Genomic DNA, 15,038 nt, shown 5'->3' on the forward strand with positions numbered 1-15,038 from the left:
CGACTGACTATTTATAAGTCACTGCCGGAAGAGTGATTTCTCTAACCTTTGATCCATCACTGTGCATAACATAAAGATGGTATTCTCGATACTTCCTAGCAAATTGTTTGTCAACCATAAAATAAATCTTCTTTCCTCCAGCACTGATCACCGGATGCTCCGCATATTCATAAAGATGGGTGAGCACCTCATTCATTCCTGTACTTTTATTAAAACGAAACAATTCATAATTATAGACGCCATTTTTTTCTCCATGGGTGGATTGATAAATGAAGGTTTGTTCTGAAGGTGCTATTGCAAAATCATAGATGTCGCCTTGAGCGCTTGGTACAGGGATCTTTTCTTTCTGTTCAGGATTATCCAGAGGTAGCCTAAAGATTCGTTGTTTTGCCGCAAAAATTTCCTCGGGTGTATTCGCCTCTTCACTCATTTCTACATATACTGATTTTCCATCTCCTGAAACAACTAATGAATCCATTTCATAAGCCTTTTGATGCGTTACTTGCCTTAACTTTTTTGTCTGGATCGTATATTGATAAAGGTCATAATCATGAGGACGATCCCCCGTTATTGGGGAATAATGGGTAAAAGAAGAGCCTCCCAGGAAGAACAAAGTATGCGCATCAGGAGAGAATGCGACTTCTCGAACAATCCTTGGGTCAGAGAACAACTGAGTATCTTTTTTTGAGTTTAGATCGTACAGACGTACGATACTCCTCTGTTTTTTATTCGTCATTTCTTCGACAGAAACATAGGCCAATTTCGAGCCATCTTGAGAAAAGGTTAGATCTGTGATTTCACTTGAAAATGTAAGCTTAGGATCAGTCAGATTGCTATTCGGATTGTAAAAATGAAGGGTCGACTTGCCTCCCCCATGCGTAAGATAAGCAATCGTACCATTTTCTGAGACGGTAAACGCTTCAGCAAGGTTCGTTGCAGAAAAGGCTACCTGCTTCTCTTCTTCCGTCTTATTGAAACGAAATCCGAGGGCGATGAGCACCAGTAAAACCACGAGAAATCCCAAAAACGCACTGTACATTAATGGTTTGTTCATCCAATCCTCCTTACATTATCCGAGCAACCAGCGGGATTATAATATAAAAAAGTAAAGACACAGGTAGTGCGATAATCGCTAATATTGTAGAGATGACTTTAGAATGCCTATACAATTTTAATTGCAGTACATAAAAACAAATCCATACTATAAAAGGTAAAACCAGTAAAAGGAGACTAGCATTATTCATGCCTGCAAAAGCGAGGAGCCAGGCTATACAAAGAGTGAATATTCCTATGATAAACCCAAAAGTTAAATTAACACTATGCAGCACTTTTTTCATTTTTCTACTCTTATGATCCGTATGATACGTCGTTAAGGTTACGCGGTAGATCATGATCACAGTAAGAATGATAATCAGCCAATTCCAGAAGGTTAGAATGATACTACTGCTCTGAGAAATTTCCGTTACAATACCCCATCCAAAAAGGGAAAGCACCAACTCTGATAGGAGTAAGGTGTTTAGACCGGCTTTCGTTCTTAGTTTCGAAAATATATCCAATGGAAGGAAGAGAATGATAAGACTGACCAAAAACGAAAAAATAAGCCATAAGATGTAAGCACTCCCTTCAGTAAACAGCTGAATTAAATAAACACACACTGAAAAAATAAGAGACACAGCTCCTAAAAAGAGTAGCGATTCTTTTCTGTAAGGGAACAAAGCTTGCTGAATTTGTTCACCAATTTCTTGTTCAGAGCCAAAATCCCTTTTTGCCCTCTCTTCTGCTTCCTTTTCACTTAACCCTTGATGTATAAAGTCTTCATAAGACAATTTAAGATGGATCGATAATTCTTCAAACAAATCCTTCTTCTCTTCTTCAGTACAATCCGTATGATTGACAATCGTTTCTATGAAATCATCAAAATCTGGAGTCAAATCAATCCCTCCGAGGTTTTCCGAATGAGGAGCTCTAGAACCTGCCAATCTTTCCGCTTCTTCTCTAGTTGTCGTTTTCCCTCTTCGTTTATTTTATAGTACTTCCGTCTGCCAAACTCCGTCTCTTGCCAGTAAGATTCAATCCATCCTTTACGCTCAAAACGTTTTAGTGCGGAATAAAGCGTTCCCTCACTTAACCGATACAAATCTTCACTCATTTGCTTTAATACTTTCACTATTTCATATCCGTACATATCTCGATGTGCGAGTAATGACAAAAGCAGGACGTCAATACTGCCCTTTTGAATCTCCTTATCCATAAGAAACGTCCCTCCATTCCGTATAAGAATACTTCGTAATACGAGGGTTCTTTTTAAAAAAAGAGACTTCCCCTTTATTCCAAGAATAGATATGTTAAATCAAACATAACACGACACACATCGTATGACAAGGTATTTTTAGATCTTTCATTAATACTTTTGTCACATAAACGATGGAATAAGATTCTCCCCCTTTTCTCCTAGTCTTTTTTTCATTCTATGGGTACTTAGAATCAAAAATGATGAATTTGGTTTACATATGCAACTATCAGGGGTATAACTGAATAAACCAAATAATTCTGAAAAAGGATGTGGCTGAAACATGGACAAGTTTAAACTTATTCCTTATCGTGTGGAAAGTACGACAGCTGACTTATCTTCAGAAATACCTAAAGGTGTAGAACTGATTCAAGCACCTGCCATTTGGGGAGCCAGTGAAAAAGGGCGTGGTGTCGTCGTTGCTGTTATTGACACTGGTGTTCAGACAGATCATCCTGACTTAGCTGATCGAATTATTGGCGGCTATAATTTTACTACCGATTACGATAGTGACCCGAATAATTTTTATGATAATAATGGCCATGGTACCCATGTTTCCGGAACAATTGCTGCTGCGGAAAATGAGAAGGGTGTGGTTGGCGTTGCACCTGAGGCTAGTATTCTTGCTCTTAAAGTGCTGACATCTGAAGGAAGTGGACAATATGATTGGATTATTAAAGGCATTCAATATGCCACCAATTGGAGAGGGGCAAACGGTGAAAAAGTAGGTGTAATCTCCATGTCTCTCGGTGGACCAGAAGACGTCCCTGAAATGCATGAAGCGATTATTGAGGCTGTCAATAATGGTATTCCCGTCGTTGTTGCTGCAGGTAATGAAGGTGACGGCAATGAAAAAACCTCTGAGTTCTCTTATCCCGGAAGCTATAATGAAGTAATTGAAGTGGGAGCCGTGGATTTAGATTTAAAATTAGCAGATTTCTCAGATACCAATAATGAAGTTGATCTGGTGGCCCCTGGGGTGAATATCGTATCGACTTATATTAAGAATCAATATGCTACCCTTTCTGGAACATCAATGGCAACTCCACATATTTCAGGAGCCATTGCGCTTTTAATCAACCTTACAAAAAACTATTTTGACAGAACACTCACTGAGCCTGAGCTCTATGCTCAGCTGATCCGGCGCACTCTGCCTCTCGGCAACCGTGGAAGTGCAGAAGGGAACGGCTTCTTACAGCTAGATCTTGTGAATCAACTGCCTAAACCCGCCACAGCATCAGCACTTCATTAATCATAATGCCATCAATTAAGCAGTTGAAAAAACAGTCATAAAGAATAGTGGTACTCGCCAATACAATTGGTGGGTACCACTATTTCTTTAGTTTAGTATATTGCTGACACTGTTTATTCTCGCTATAAGACGTTTGCTTTCCTCATGCTCACAATCAGGGCCCTCAAAAAGCGTTCTTTACTTTTTATAGAAAACGAGATGCTAGCTTCAGCATTATCACACTGCCATGATAGTTTTAGCCAAAGTTCCTTATATAACGGAACGATTTTAGCCAATCCCGCCTCCACTACTTGGGATGAGTTATTGGGCAGGGTTTCGTAGTAAAATTCCTCTGAACAACTCGAAGCTTATTCGTGAAATCACCCGCATTGCTCTTCACGAAGGACTCTAGTTTAGGCATCCGTGAATCAGCAGCATTAAGGAACACACTGAATATAAGCGTTCCGAATCTCGCGTCTTTCGGCTCCAATTATCTTAACTAAATAGCTTTCGCTGTATTTTGATATCCAATACCTTTTCCTTTTTTATTCTTCCCTTCTCAGCATCTCAATCCGATTGCCGAAGGGATCGTTAACATAAAATCGCGTCGCCCCTGGTAAGGCTTCATCGTCTTTAACTTGGATTCCATGTGTCAGCAATTGCTGCCGCAACGCTTCAATATTCTCAACATGAAAGGCAGGATGCGCTTTTTCCGCAGGGCTAAAATGCTCTTGGACACCAATATGTAACTGCTGAACACCGCATTGGAACCAAACGCCTCCTCTTTTCGCAAGTTCAGCCGGCTTAACAATCTCCGTCATCCCAAGCAAGTTGCCAAAGAACGCTCTCGCTCTTTCTTCACAACCTTTTGGCGCTGCTAATTGTACATGATCAATCCCTTTATAATGGATAGTCATCCTTATCCCCTGCCTTTACTTTATGATCTAAATCAAGAATACTCTAAGTAAAGGCATAAGGAAATTAGAATGTTTTTATTATTCTTCATAAGATATACTTATAATATTAACCCGAGAATGTCCTAAATCCGCCAGTATTCGTGAAAATTATGTATAAACCTTATAAATGTGGTCATGCTCATTTAACTGATCAAACATATCGGGAGAAACCCCTTCTTTCGGCGTTTTAACCATTAAAACAACCTTCATATAATCTCTATCCCGATTATTTCTGTAATCCTCAACGGAAACCTTTTCTACGCTCATGCGTTGTCTCTCCACAAGCTCGACAACTTTTTTTATTGAGATACTTTTATTCTCTATGACAATATTTAATTGCCTCACATTCGGCTTGTTAATAAAAACACCTTCAAGTTTATTTAAGAATAATAAGCTTAAAATAACAACTACAGTCGCTAAAATAGCCGCATAATACATACCATTCCCAACGACAAGCCCAATCCCTGCGACAACCCATATTGATGCAGCTGTTGTCAACCCTTTTACTTTAATACCATGTACAAGAATAGTCCCTGCACCGAGAAAACCAATACCACTGACAACATAAGCCGGAAGCCGGGCAGGATCCATACGAGCATTCTCATGGGCTGCCATGAAATCCTCAAATCCATAATTCGAAAGGAGCATCATTAAGCAAGAGCCAATCCCCACAAGAAGATGTGTTCTAAAACCTGCGGGATGTCCCTTTACTTCACGTTCAAGACCAATAAGTCCACAAAAAATAGCCGCTAATAATAACCTAATCGTCATGACTTGCCAATAATCAGGTAAAAAGTCCAAAGTATCACCCTCTATCGCGATTTATCCATTAATCAATGATTTCCTCTAGAGTTGTGTCGCACCGTTCGAGAGGATTAAACCTATTATAGAACAAAAGTAAAAGAAAAAAAGAAAAATTTTATTATTTACGAAATCTCATGTGATGAGAGATCGTCCCCTTCATGCTATGATAAAGATGTGGCCGTTAGACTTATTATATTGAAAGGATCATTCAAAATGGATTGCATTCAAAAAATAATGGACGTGCTTCATCTTGCAGAAAATCTAAAGAAAGAACTGCGTCACCGTTGGTTAAGTAACCAGCGGCAAGAGAGCGTTGCAGAACATACATGGCGATTTTCGCTTATGGCGACCAATTAAATCGCCACGTCGCCTTTGATTCCTTTTTAACTCAATTAAAAGAGAGCATTGAAAAAGAAGACGAATTAAAAATGCGAGCAGCAGGCATTGATATCCATTCTTTAAAGAACATCATTTAAAAAACACACCCACTTTGGTCAGACTAAAAATTGCGAAACAATTAAATAAGAGGCTCAGTATATTGAGCCCCTTATCACCTACTATTTATTTTGATTTTGTAGGTTTTGTTCGGCGATCTGAATCATGCGTTTGACCATTTCGCCCCCCACGGATCCGTTTGCACGTGCAGTGGTGTCAGCGCCCAGTTCAACACCAAATTCTTTTGCGATCTCCTCTTTCATGTTATCCAACGCTCTATCTGCACCTGGCACTAATAACTTATTGTTACTTGCCATAACAGAATCACTCCCTGTGGGTTATGAACAAAATGAATTGTTCTTTCTTATGATTTGGAGTGACTCCCTTTTTTACACAAGTAAAAATTGAAATTAAAACCATTTATTTCTCAATCCCTTTAGTGGTTAGCAACTTTTCTTTTTGCTTCTTAATTAAATATTGCCCATACCATGATTGGCCCATTAAAAAGAGTCCGCCTACCGTCCAATAAAGCGGAAAGGCTGCAGGAGCCTGCCATGACATAAACATGATCATGATCGGAGACACTAAGCCCATCCATTTCATTGTATTGGCCTGATCTTTAGGTAAAAAGGACTGTTGGACTCGAAATTGCAGAAAGTACACCGCGCCAGCAATCAGCATTAAGATGTGATCAGGTTGCCCTAAACTAAACCATAAGAAATTGTGCGTGGCGATGTCCTTAGAAGTCCGAATCGCATAATAAAAGGCCATGAGGATAGGCATTTGGATAATGAGCGGTAAACATCCACCCCCTAGAGGATTGACACCATGTTTCCGGTATAGCCCCATCATTTCCTGTTGTAGTTCTTTTTGTTTTTGCTGATCAGAGGTTTCTTTGAGCTGCTTTCTGATCGCTTCCATTTCCGGCTTTAAAGCTTCCATTTTTTCTTTCATATCCGCTTGATGCTTATATTGTCTTAACATAAGCGGTGACAATATGAAACGAATGACAATGGTTAAAAAAATAATGGCCATGCCGTAACTTCCGTCAAATAGCGATGCCGTCCAATGAATTAATCCAATAAATGGCACAATAAAGGTATTATGGAACATCCCCGATGATCCTTGAGTCCCACATCCTGTTAGGATAAAAATACCAAGCAAACTTAATACTAAAACTTTCTTCACGATACTCCTCCTCATTCAATCACATCTACATTAAGTGAGAAGGAGGTGATGATCGTCCTTATCATCCGGTGGACTATCCTTGCGTTTGACTCCTGTCGTAATCCACTGAATAATAGCACATATATAAATAAAGCATGAACCAGGCTGTCGCTTCATCGCCAAAGACGAATAAAGTGAATGGGTATGATAAGCCATGCGCCCTTCATTTTCATGTAAAAAATAAACTAAAACAGAACCATACGATAGGCCTAATAATAAGATAAGGGTCATAAAGTAGAGATCTGGATCAAACGTAAAGAGGTAGAATATATCCATGCTTAACGGCCACCTTGAATTTCATTCCTATCTATATTACGGTCAAGCCCAAAGAAAAGATTCAAATGAAATTATCATCGCTGGACTTATTCTTCACTGTTTCGTTCTACACCGCCTGCTGTTCGTGCTTTCCTATAGCGAAACAAAATCATGTTTCCAGCGTGCCCAAGCTTTAAGATAGTCCTGCAGATCATGAGGATGGTGCTGAATGCATGTCGCCATTCGCAAATAAAGCCCAACGAATCCACCTCTAATCAAGTCGTCATCGCTCACCTTTCCTATGGTCAGTCCCGCAGCTGCTGAGCGAAGTGTTTCTAAAGTTAAATCATCTGGGGAAGAACAAAAGGCATAAATCAAATCATATAATGGTTCGCCAAAGACCGGTGTCGGATCAATAACGCCAGATAATTGCCGATGTTGAAAGATAAAATTATGAACACCACAGTCCCCATGTAAAAAGTAGGGTTCTTGTGTTGTCGGTTGCCTTCTTTTTATAATGTCACGGACAAATTGTCTATCCTTTTCAGCGAGCCATGGTCTTAATATTTCTGTACCTTCAGAATAACATTCTAATAAAAAGTCAGACCAGGAAGGAGTTAAAGCTTCCACCCAGCCCCAGCCCTTTTCAGATTGCACAGGGCGATAATTATTAATAAGATTTGTTACAAGTGCGTTCAGCATTTCTGTTTTATTTCCCTTTAAATAGTCTGTAGACCCTGAAATATACGTGTAGACGATGAACTTATTATGAGGATCAACATAGCGAAGTTTCGGTAGCAGGTCGATTCCACCATAATACTTTAGGAAGTCGGACTCATAATGAAGGACCTGCGGCTCATTGACCTTTATAGCATAATCTTCTCCATCCAACATTTGGACACGGTATAACTCACTTGTCGTCCCGCCTAGTAGAGGCTGCACATCTTTAATAGGACTATAAATCACTTGTTTGCTAATTAACTCATTGATTATTTCCTGAATCATTTGTCATTCCTCATTTTCGTTAAATGCCATCACTTTCTCTCACTCAGCTTAACAATTGTGCCCAGGGAAAAGCGAGCACCCTGATAGTGAAATTCATCCATTTAAGATGATTGCTTCAACTCCTTCATTAAAGAAGCCAAACCTGATCAGGGCTTGGCTTCATACTTTTATCACGATTAAGCAGTTGTATTGGAGACGTTTAAACTCACTTCTTTTTTCAATTCAGAAGACTTTTGGATGGCTTCTAAAATTTGCACGACTTTAGCTCCATCCGTCACCGGGCTAATGGGTGTTTTACGCTCAAGAACAGAGGACACAAAGTGATTGATCTCTGTTTCATAAGGATTGTTTTTATCAATAGCAATATCAGATTCCACAAAAATGTTATTTTGTTCGGTGTAATATTTTAGTGGTTCGATAGACACACCGCCCTTGGAACCAAAAATATCAATTTTGATCCCTTCATCTTGAGCACCATTTGTTGCCCAGCTGGCTTCAAGATTTACAGCTAGCCCATTCTGAAAACGAATAAAGGCACTCGCAAAATCTTCGACATCAAAAACTTCATTCTTCTGATTATACGGAACAGCTGAAGTCCAACGTGATTGCATCGCTGTTTCATAACGACCAATGCCTGTAACCAAATGGCCAGACACCGTTTCTGCGACCGGTTTCCCGAGAAGCCACCACACAAGATCTAACGCGTGAACCCCAATATCCATTAAAGGGCCGCCTCCTGATTTTGAGAAATCAGTAAACCAACCTGTCGGCGTTCCTCTCCTTCTTAAAATACGTGCTTTGGCATAATAAATGTCTCCAAGATCGCCATTTTCCACAAAGGTTTTGAGGGCCTTTGCTTCATTTCGATAACGATGGGTCATGCCTACCATGGCAATGCGTCCTTCTTGATTCACTGCATCCAACAGCTGGTTGCATTCTTCAAAGCTCGTGCCCAAAGGTTTTTCCACGAGGACATCAACACCCTGTTTTACTGCCGCAATGGCAGGTTGAATGTGTGCCCCATTGGGTGTACATACACTCACCGCATCCAATTGCTCTTCCTGAAGCATATCTTCATAATGACTATAGACCTTTGCTATGTTGAATTTTTTTGCCATCGCTTCAGCTCGTTCATGATCCAAGTCAGCTAGCGCCACTAATTCAACATCGGGATTTTTTTGGTAAAAAGGAAAATGCCCTAATTCTGCAATCGAACCTACACCAATAACACCGACTTTAAGTTTACTCATGAGTCGTCCTCCTAAAAAAGTTTTATTGTTATATATAATTTAATCCTGCTGTATAAGGCAATGGAACGGAGATGTTAGGGAAGCCTGGCTGCGCCTCAGCATCTGGATTAAAAACGAAAGAAAGAAACTCGGTACGTGAGAAAACCGACTTATCTCCATTGATTGTGAATTCGACAGTATCCTCCGTGCTTTTCACATCATAGTTCACACCCAACTCCAGCCCGTAACGATCCGTAATATACGGATTTAATTGCTGGAATAGACGCCTTTCATTCACGATATAAAGCGTCCCTTGGTTGCCCTCTACGGAATGAGGAAAGGCTGAAAGTTTGGCTAAAAGTTCTGTTTCTTGCCAAGGGACTTTGAACGTGAGCTGTTTCAGTCCATAGCACCGTTTGGCTTCCTCAAGCAACGGTAAGATAAACTCTACAGACCCTGCCCATTCAACCACAATGCCCTCACCCGCGTCTTCACCATAGGGAACACCGACGACAAGAAAGGCTTGAACCCCATCCTTTTCAGCCACTAAAACTTTATGATACCGTTTGATGCAGCTGGCATAAGCCTCAGCGTGTATTAACTGCACTAAATCATAGGGCGTTTGTATATAAGCCACCTTCCGCTGATCGGCTAACCTGGCTATTGCTTGGACATCCAAGCTGTGCCCTTCACGGTATGTCACTGTTGACTCTTGTGAAAAAGATACCATTTCATCGTTGAACTTAAACTTATGCATTTTCCCAAAGTGCTGACAGCCTACACGGGTATATAAGCTACGGTCTCCCGAAACTAATAATAATGAAGCTTCTGTTTTTTGGAGATCGTCTAAAATCATACTTAAAATTTGCCCGGCAGCGCCCTTCCCGCGATACTCAGGATCAGTACATACAGACCCCAGAGAATAAACATGTAATGTCGCATCACCAATCCGTATCATTGAAGGGACTAGTCCCATAAACGCAATTAATTTTCCCTCATCAAACATGCCATAAGATTGGGAAATGACATCTGGAGAAAAAATTGCCGGGAATGCCTCTCCCATCGATTTTTGTTCTTCATCACGAAAGATTGAATCGGATAATCGAATGGCCTGTTGACTATCTTCAGGCAATAGTCGTCTTACTTCCATAGGCTCTCCTCCTTGTTTCTTCTTTTCTGTCTACATTTTCATCTCTTTTGTTGTCTTTTTCCTATGCGCCTTGGACTCTTCCCTTCCTAACGAAAACCATATGATCAGACCAGCAAGAAGCGCCATTGCCGTGATCCAACGATACATTTCTCCCATACTATAGTTATTTAAAAACCATGCCGCTAAAACATTACCGACCACTCCAGAAATCCCCATCGATGTCGCCCAATAAAGGGTTTGCCCTGTCGATTTATAATGATCAGGCATAATCCGATCGACAAACAAAACCGAGGTAAACGAAAGTAAACTAAATGAAAGACTTAATAAGACTTGGGAAATAATCAGCAAGCTAGTCGCTGTACTAATCCCCAGTATCAGCCAGCGCAAGGCGTAAACAAAAGCGCCTAAAGCAAATAAAAAGCGAAAGGAAAAGCGCGTAATGAGCCTATTGGATAAACCAAAGAAAGGAACCTCAAGAATGGACTTAATCAATAAGGCCACCCCTACCATCGTCACACCTACACCCAATTCCTTTAAATAAAGCCCATAAAAAGAGTTGTTAATGGATACCGTTAACTGCAACAGAAAATTAAAGACTAAGAACGCCACATAAGGCTTACTTTTAAACAGCTGTGTCGCTTCTTTCCAATCAAATTTAATTTCATTTCCTCGTTTTATGGGGAGCTGTAAGCCAATGGCCAAGGTAAAGATTAACAAACAAGCATGAATGATAAATAAAGAAAACAACCCCACAACATCTAATAACCAACCCACAATGACCACACTCAAAGCGTAGCCTAAAGCGCCCCACATCCTAATGCTTCCGTATTGATTTTTATCTGGGAGGAGTTTTAAGGCTGTACTATCAATAATCGGATTAATCGCGCTTTGAAAAAACCAATAAAAAACATTGAGTACAAGATAGAGACTAAAACGATCTGTCAAAAGAAAACCAAGCGCTGTCAGGGCTGAACCTGATAACAGAATACCAAGAACCCACTTGGGTGCATCCCAACGGTCAGAGACATAACCCCAGAAGGGCTGACCCACAAGCATCATAAAGGGGCCAACCGCAAAGAGGATACCGATTTCTCTCTGACTAAAACCAATCTGTCCATAGTAAAGATTTAAAAATTGAAAAGCGCCAACACTAAAAAACAGACAGAAATAAAAGACACGTAATATCGTTGAGGCTGTTAATCTAACATCCTTCATGTTTTCCTTTTATACCTCATCCCACATCCGTTTAAGGTTTTCTAATCCTATTTTCGTCCCCACACGGCACTCTTCCATCCCTTCAAATTCAATCGAAATGTGCCCATCATAACCAGAGTTTTTCACCACTTTTAGTACACTGCGAATATCAATATCACCATGACCAACAATGGCACCCCGAAGATAATGCCCTGCCGCGGAACGAAACCAACCATCACCAGGGTTTAAATGTGCCGGTCTTCGATAAAAGTCTTTAAAATGAACCATTGAAGCTATTGCAATATTTTTTTGTACGGATGCAACTGGATCTTCATCAGCACATAAGAAGTTGCCAATATCCAATGTTGTTTTATAATTCGGCCTGTTAACCGCTTCCACAAGACGCCGCACGCGATCAGCAGCTTGAACATGAAATCCATGGTTTTCTACACTCGTGGTAATATTATATTTTGCGGCATAGTCAGCGATGTCTTGGCAGGCTTCGACAAGTCTTGGCAAATCTTCTTCGAACTGAGTAATAGTCGTTTGCTCTGGCGCCCGCCACGCGACATCATGACGCATCAGTTGAACGCCCAATCGGTTGGCTCTGTCTACTTCACTTTTCACCCGTGCAATTTCATCCTCGTATTCCTTGTCGGTTTTATTTACAAAATCTGCTCCAATGGCATAATTAGAAAGCTCTATACCGACTGCTTCGGCTTTCACACGAATCGCATCCAAAAGCGTCTCATCTTCTTGAACATCGAAACCTAATGGGACAATTTCGAGATGCTCCGCTCCTTGTTCCTTTGCCCACTCGATCACATCTGTAATCGTCATATCCCCAGATTTTAAGGCTGAAAATAGACTATAAGAACTTATACCAAATTTCATTACGATCACTCCATTTTTTCTTACGGTTTAATATTTTTTTCTTACAAACATATAAGTGGGACCTAGCCCCTTATCTGACCTCATACGCCCTTTAGTATTAGGTCTCTCCTTATGTACTTCTATGACCTTGTTCACTGCAACTCCGTCATATTATTTCAGTTGATTGGAGCAGAGTGGAACCAAATCCTGTGGGGACAGCAACGAGCGTTACTTCACGAATACACTTCGAGTTGTTCCGAAAAAGCTTACTATACGAAGCAATCCGAGTAAACGCAGGAACCGGGAATTTGAAGTTTAAAGACTTGGAATACAATTCGTCCATTCCCAAGTTAGCTGAAGCCCTGCCCGCGGAAAGCCACTTCATGTAGCATAAATCATTACCTAGCAGTTATGTCGTCATTTATTTCAACAGTCAATCTGAATTGAACGAAATTAAATAGATAACGCCGCACGATTAAAGTCTGATAGATTAATCGCATCCCCTGTTTCTACCGATTGATTAGCAGCAAGAGAGACTGCTAGCGTTTTCAAACCCTCTCGATAAGAAGCGAGAACCATAGAGGAGTCCCCTGTTTTTACAGCACTTATAAAGGCTTCGTCTTGGGCCAGATAAAAGTCTTTAGTAGCTGTGAATTCAATGCGCTTCCCCTTTTCAATAATCGTAACCGTTGAAAAGGTGACCTCCACTCTAAAATCACGCCCTAATAATTCCACTCCTGTTCTAAAATCAGGTTGCGTGAGGGTACAATCCAAATGACCTACGGCGCCAGACTCAAATTGACAATTAACGGAGCTTACATCAGGAATATTGATGTTCTCAATATCCTTTAGGACTTGTAGAGACATATCTGCGGAAACACTTACAATTTCTCCCGCTAAATAACGCATTAAATCAAGGACATGTGTTGCCTGTTCAACAAGTTGCCCTCCTGATTTATCCTTTTCTCTAAACCAAGGGGTCGGAACGAATCCGCCTAAGTATTGGCCACGCACCATGGCAATTTGTTTATCTTTAAGATAGTCTCTAGCCTTATCTAAAACTTCGATATAACGGAGACAATACCCCGATGCGTTTATAATGCCACTCGATTCAATGACCTCAGCCTTTGAATACGCTTTTTTCAAATCAAGTTCAACAGGTTTTTCCACTAATAAATGAACGCCACGCTGCGCCGCCCGTTCCTCAATTTCACCATGGGCAAAAGGAGGGACACACACAAATAAGGCATCTAACGTCTCATTTTCTAACAAGGCATCGACATCCGTGTAAAAAGCCGGAATCCCTAATTCTGTAGCCTTTGCCTCTGCGGCAGCCGCATTGATATCACAAATTGCAACAATTTCTGCCTCAGGATTGTTCAAGACATTATTGAGATGGACTGAACCAATTCCCCCAACTCCTACAAAGCCCACTTTTACCTTTCCTTCTATCATGACTTCTCCTCCTATCCTTGTAAAGCTGCAAATGCACAAATCGATAATTAATAGCCAAGAAAAAGGAATAAACTATAATTCTACCTTTTTAGCATAATGAATGATCACATCCATTTGGTTCGAGGTATCAACCGCCAATTGTTTCGGTGCTTCGTTATAAGGAGTAAGTTCTGCAGTAATTGTATCCTTATACCCAATCTTCGCTAAAGCCTGTGACACTTTAGACCAATTGACCGCTCCTGCCAACAAGGGGACAAATCCATTATTCTCACTAAAATCCTTCACATGAATTTTAAAAATGCGCTCTCCCAGACTTTCAATCCATTGTTCAGGGTACCCAAATCTGACAACATTCCCAACATCAAAGTAGGCCCCAAGATATGGAGAATCCAATTCATCAATGTAGCGCACCATTTCCATAGGAGACAGTAAAAATTTATTCCATACATTTTCAATGCCTATTTTCACATTATATTGTTCAGCAATAGGCAATAATTCTTGTAAAGCTGCTTGACTCCGCTCGTAGCACTGCTCATACGTTGTCTCCGGTGTCACTACCCCAGGGACCACGAGAACAGTATCCGCCCCTAATAAGGAGGCAAATTCTAATTGTTTTTGAACGACTTTTTTCCCTTGATCCCGTATGGCTTCATCAGGCGAAGATAAGGGCGTTTGCCATAATAAAGAGGTTGATAGACTTCTTAATTGCAGGCCGAAAGTTTCGATTTGCCTAGAAATCTGTTCGACCTCAGCAATTGGGGTTTCCATCGTTAATCCAATGCCGCCCTTTGAATTTAAATTAAGCTCCACTGCATCAAACCCTGCGACTTGACTACCCTTTAATACGTCTTCAAGAGGGGTGCCTTCAGGATAACACCACTGATTGATACCTTTTAACATCGTGTCCCTTCTTTCTATGTATTTTTATCTCTTT

17 protein-coding genes and 1 pseudogene are annotated in these 15,038 nt (G+C 40.6%); 3 read left to right on the forward strand and 15 right to left on the reverse strand.

What is annotated here, in order from left to right:
- Positions 1–7: 7 nt before the first annotated feature.
- Genes IEV91_RS17930 through IEV91_RS17940 form a run of 3 tightly spaced genes read right to left on the reverse strand, consistent with a single transcriptional unit; the run spans position 8 to position 2,251 of the window.
- Positions 8–1,054 carry a DUF5711 family protein gene (locus IEV91_RS17930; protein WP_188498813.1) on the reverse strand — a complete coding sequence of 349 codons (1,047 nt, stop codon included), beginning with the start codon at positions 1,052–1,054 and terminating at the stop codon, positions 8–10.
- Between the two features lie 10 nt (positions 1,055–1,064).
- Positions 1,065–1,931, reverse strand: coding sequence for a permease prefix domain 1-containing protein (locus tag IEV91_RS17935; protein ID WP_188498814.1), 867 nt, complete (start codon positions 1,929–1,931; stop codon positions 1,065–1,067).
- Complete coding sequence (locus IEV91_RS17940) at positions 1,928–2,251, reverse strand: PadR family transcriptional regulator (protein ID WP_188498815.1); 324 nt, start codon at positions 2,249–2,251, stop codon at positions 1,928–1,930. The genes IEV91_RS17935 and IEV91_RS17940 overlap by 4 nt, the downstream gene beginning before the upstream one ends.
- A gap of 322 nt (positions 2,252–2,573) precedes the next feature.
- Between IEV91_RS17940 and IEV91_RS17945 the strand changes: the two genes are divergently transcribed.
- The gene (locus IEV91_RS17945) at positions 2,574–3,542 is read left to right on the forward strand and encodes a S8 family peptidase (protein WP_188498816.1); all 969 of its coding nucleotides are present in this window, start codon (positions 2,574–2,576) and stop codon (positions 3,540–3,542) included.
- Positions 3,543–4,066: 524 nt separating this feature from the next.
- Here IEV91_RS17945 and IEV91_RS17950 read toward each other — a convergent pair.
- Positions 4,067–4,438, reverse strand: a complete 372-nt coding sequence (locus IEV91_RS17950; RefSeq protein WP_188498817.1) for a VOC family protein — start codon at positions 4,436–4,438, stop codon at positions 4,067–4,069.
- 147 nt (positions 4,439–4,585) lie between these two features.
- Positions 4,586–5,278, reverse strand: a complete 693-nt coding sequence (locus IEV91_RS17955) for an MgtC/SapB family protein (RefSeq protein ID WP_229745644.1) — start codon at positions 5,276–5,278, stop codon at positions 4,586–4,588.
- A 216-nt stretch (positions 5,279–5,494) separates the two neighbouring features.
- Between IEV91_RS17955 and IEV91_RS17960 the strand changes: the two are divergent.
- Together IEV91_RS17960 and IEV91_RS17965 are read left to right on the forward strand one after the other, a co-directional pair.
- Positions 5,495–5,629: pseudogene (locus IEV91_RS17960) on the forward strand (HD domain-containing protein); the annotation flags it as partial.
- Positions 5,608–5,757, forward strand: coding sequence for a hypothetical protein (locus IEV91_RS17965; protein WP_188498819.1), 150 nt, complete (start codon positions 5,608–5,610; stop codon positions 5,755–5,757). The pseudogene IEV91_RS17960 and the gene IEV91_RS17965, both read left to right, overlap by 22 nt.
- 81 nt (positions 5,758–5,838) lie before the next feature.
- On the opposite strand, the gene IEV91_RS17970 is transcribed toward IEV91_RS17965, so the two are convergent.
- From IEV91_RS17970 to IEV91_RS18015, 10 genes are all read right to left on the reverse strand, one after another.
- Positions 5,839–6,033 carry an alpha/beta-type small acid-soluble spore protein gene (locus IEV91_RS17970; protein ID WP_188498820.1) on the reverse strand — a complete coding sequence of 65 codons (195 nt, stop codon included), beginning with the start codon at positions 6,031–6,033 and terminating at the stop codon, positions 5,839–5,841.
- A 103-nt stretch (positions 6,034–6,136) separates the two neighbouring features.
- Positions 6,137–6,904, reverse strand: a complete 768-nt coding sequence (yidC, locus tag IEV91_RS17975) for a membrane protein insertase YidC (protein ID WP_308420048.1) — start codon at positions 6,902–6,904, stop codon at positions 6,137–6,139.
- 30 nt (positions 6,905–6,934) lie between these two features.
- The gene (locus IEV91_RS17980) at positions 6,935–7,219 is read right to left on the reverse strand and encodes a hypothetical protein (protein WP_188498822.1); all 285 of its coding nucleotides are present in this window, start codon (positions 7,217–7,219) and stop codon (positions 6,935–6,937) included.
- A gap of 132 nt (positions 7,220–7,351) precedes the next feature.
- Positions 7,352–8,203 carry a phosphotransferase family protein gene (locus IEV91_RS17985; protein ID WP_188498823.1) on the reverse strand — a complete coding sequence of 284 codons (852 nt, stop codon included), beginning with the start codon at positions 8,201–8,203 and terminating at the stop codon, positions 7,352–7,354.
- 176 nt (positions 8,204–8,379) lie between these two features.
- On the reverse strand, positions 8,380–9,453 hold the full coding sequence (locus tag IEV91_RS17990) for a Gfo/Idh/MocA family protein (protein WP_188498824.1): 1,074 nt from the start codon (positions 9,451–9,453) through the stop codon (positions 8,380–8,382).
- A 28-nt stretch (positions 9,454–9,481) separates the two neighbouring features.
- Complete coding sequence (locus tag IEV91_RS17995; protein ID WP_188498825.1) at positions 9,482–10,582, reverse strand: GNAT family N-acetyltransferase; 1,101 nt, start codon at positions 10,580–10,582, stop codon at positions 9,482–9,484.
- 30 nt (positions 10,583–10,612) lie between these two features.
- Positions 10,613–11,797 carry an MFS transporter gene (locus tag IEV91_RS18000; RefSeq protein WP_188498826.1) on the reverse strand — a complete coding sequence of 395 codons (1,185 nt, stop codon included), beginning with the start codon at positions 11,795–11,797 and terminating at the stop codon, positions 10,613–10,615.
- 9 nt (positions 11,798–11,806) lie between these two features.
- Positions 11,807–12,670: a sugar phosphate isomerase/epimerase family protein gene (locus IEV91_RS18005; protein ID WP_188498827.1), complete on the reverse strand. Its 864-nt coding sequence runs from the start codon at positions 12,668–12,670 to the stop codon at positions 11,807–11,809.
- A 432-nt stretch (positions 12,671–13,102) separates the two neighbouring features.
- Positions 13,103–14,104: a Gfo/Idh/MocA family protein gene (locus tag IEV91_RS18010; protein ID WP_188498828.1), complete on the reverse strand. Its 1,002-nt coding sequence runs from the start codon at positions 14,102–14,104 to the stop codon at positions 13,103–13,105.
- A 72-nt stretch (positions 14,105–14,176) separates the two neighbouring features.
- Entirely contained in the window at positions 14,177–15,004 is an 828-nt protein-coding gene (locus IEV91_RS18015) for a sugar phosphate isomerase/epimerase family protein (RefSeq protein WP_188498829.1), read from the reverse strand.
- Positions 15,005–15,038 lie beyond the last annotated feature (34 nt).

Source organism: Pullulanibacillus pueri (assembly GCF_014639255.1).
Classification (GTDB): Bacteria; Bacillota; Bacilli; order Bacillales; family Sporolactobacillaceae; genus Pullulanibacillus; species Pullulanibacillus pueri.

Coding starts and splice junctions, on each gene's coding strand:
- IEV91_RS17995 (WP_188498825.1), bottom strand. CDS start 10,582: ATGGAAGTAAGACGACTATTGCCTGAAGATAGTCAACAGGCCATTCGA.
- IEV91_RS17990 (WP_188498824.1), bottom strand. CDS start 9,453: ATGAGTAAACTTAAAGTCGGTGTTATTGGTGTAGGTTCGATTGCAGAA.
- IEV91_RS17950 (WP_188498817.1), bottom strand. CDS start 4,438: ATGACTATCCATTATAAAGGGATTGATCATGTACAATTAGCAGCGCCA.
- IEV91_RS17930 (WP_188498813.1), bottom strand. CDS start 1,054: ATGAACAAACCATTAATGTACAGTGCGTTTTTGGGATTTCTCGTGGTT.
- IEV91_RS17980 (WP_188498822.1), bottom strand. CDS start 7,219: ATGGATATATTCTACCTCTTTACGTTTGATCCAGATCTCTACTTTATG.
- IEV91_RS17970 (WP_188498820.1), bottom strand. CDS start 6,033: ATGGCAAGTAACAATAAGTTATTAGTGCCAGGTGCAGATAGAGCGTTG.
- IEV91_RS18015 (WP_188498829.1), bottom strand. CDS start 15,004: ATGTTAAAAGGTATCAATCAGTGGTGTTATCCTGAAGGCACCCCTCTT.
- IEV91_RS17945 (WP_188498816.1), top strand. CDS start 2,574: ATGGACAAGTTTAAACTTATTCCTTATCGTGTGGAAAGTACGACAGCT.
- IEV91_RS17965 (WP_188498819.1), top strand. CDS start 5,608: ATGGCGATTTTCGCTTATGGCGACCAATTAAATCGCCACGTCGCCTTT.
- IEV91_RS17985 (WP_188498823.1), bottom strand. CDS start 8,203: ATGATTCAGGAAATAATCAATGAGTTAATTAGCAAACAAGTGATTTAT.
- IEV91_RS17940 (WP_188498815.1), bottom strand. CDS start 2,251: ATGGATAAGGAGATTCAAAAGGGCAGTATTGACGTCCTGCTTTTGTCA.
- IEV91_RS18010 (WP_188498828.1), bottom strand. CDS start 14,104: ATGATAGAAGGAAAGGTAAAAGTGGGCTTTGTAGGAGTTGGGGGAATT.
- IEV91_RS18005 (WP_188498827.1), bottom strand. CDS start 12,670: ATGAAATTTGGTATAAGTTCTTATAGTCTATTTTCAGCCTTAAAATCT.
- IEV91_RS18000 (WP_188498826.1), bottom strand. CDS start 11,797: ATGAAGGATGTTAGATTAACAGCCTCAACGATATTACGTGTCTTTTAT.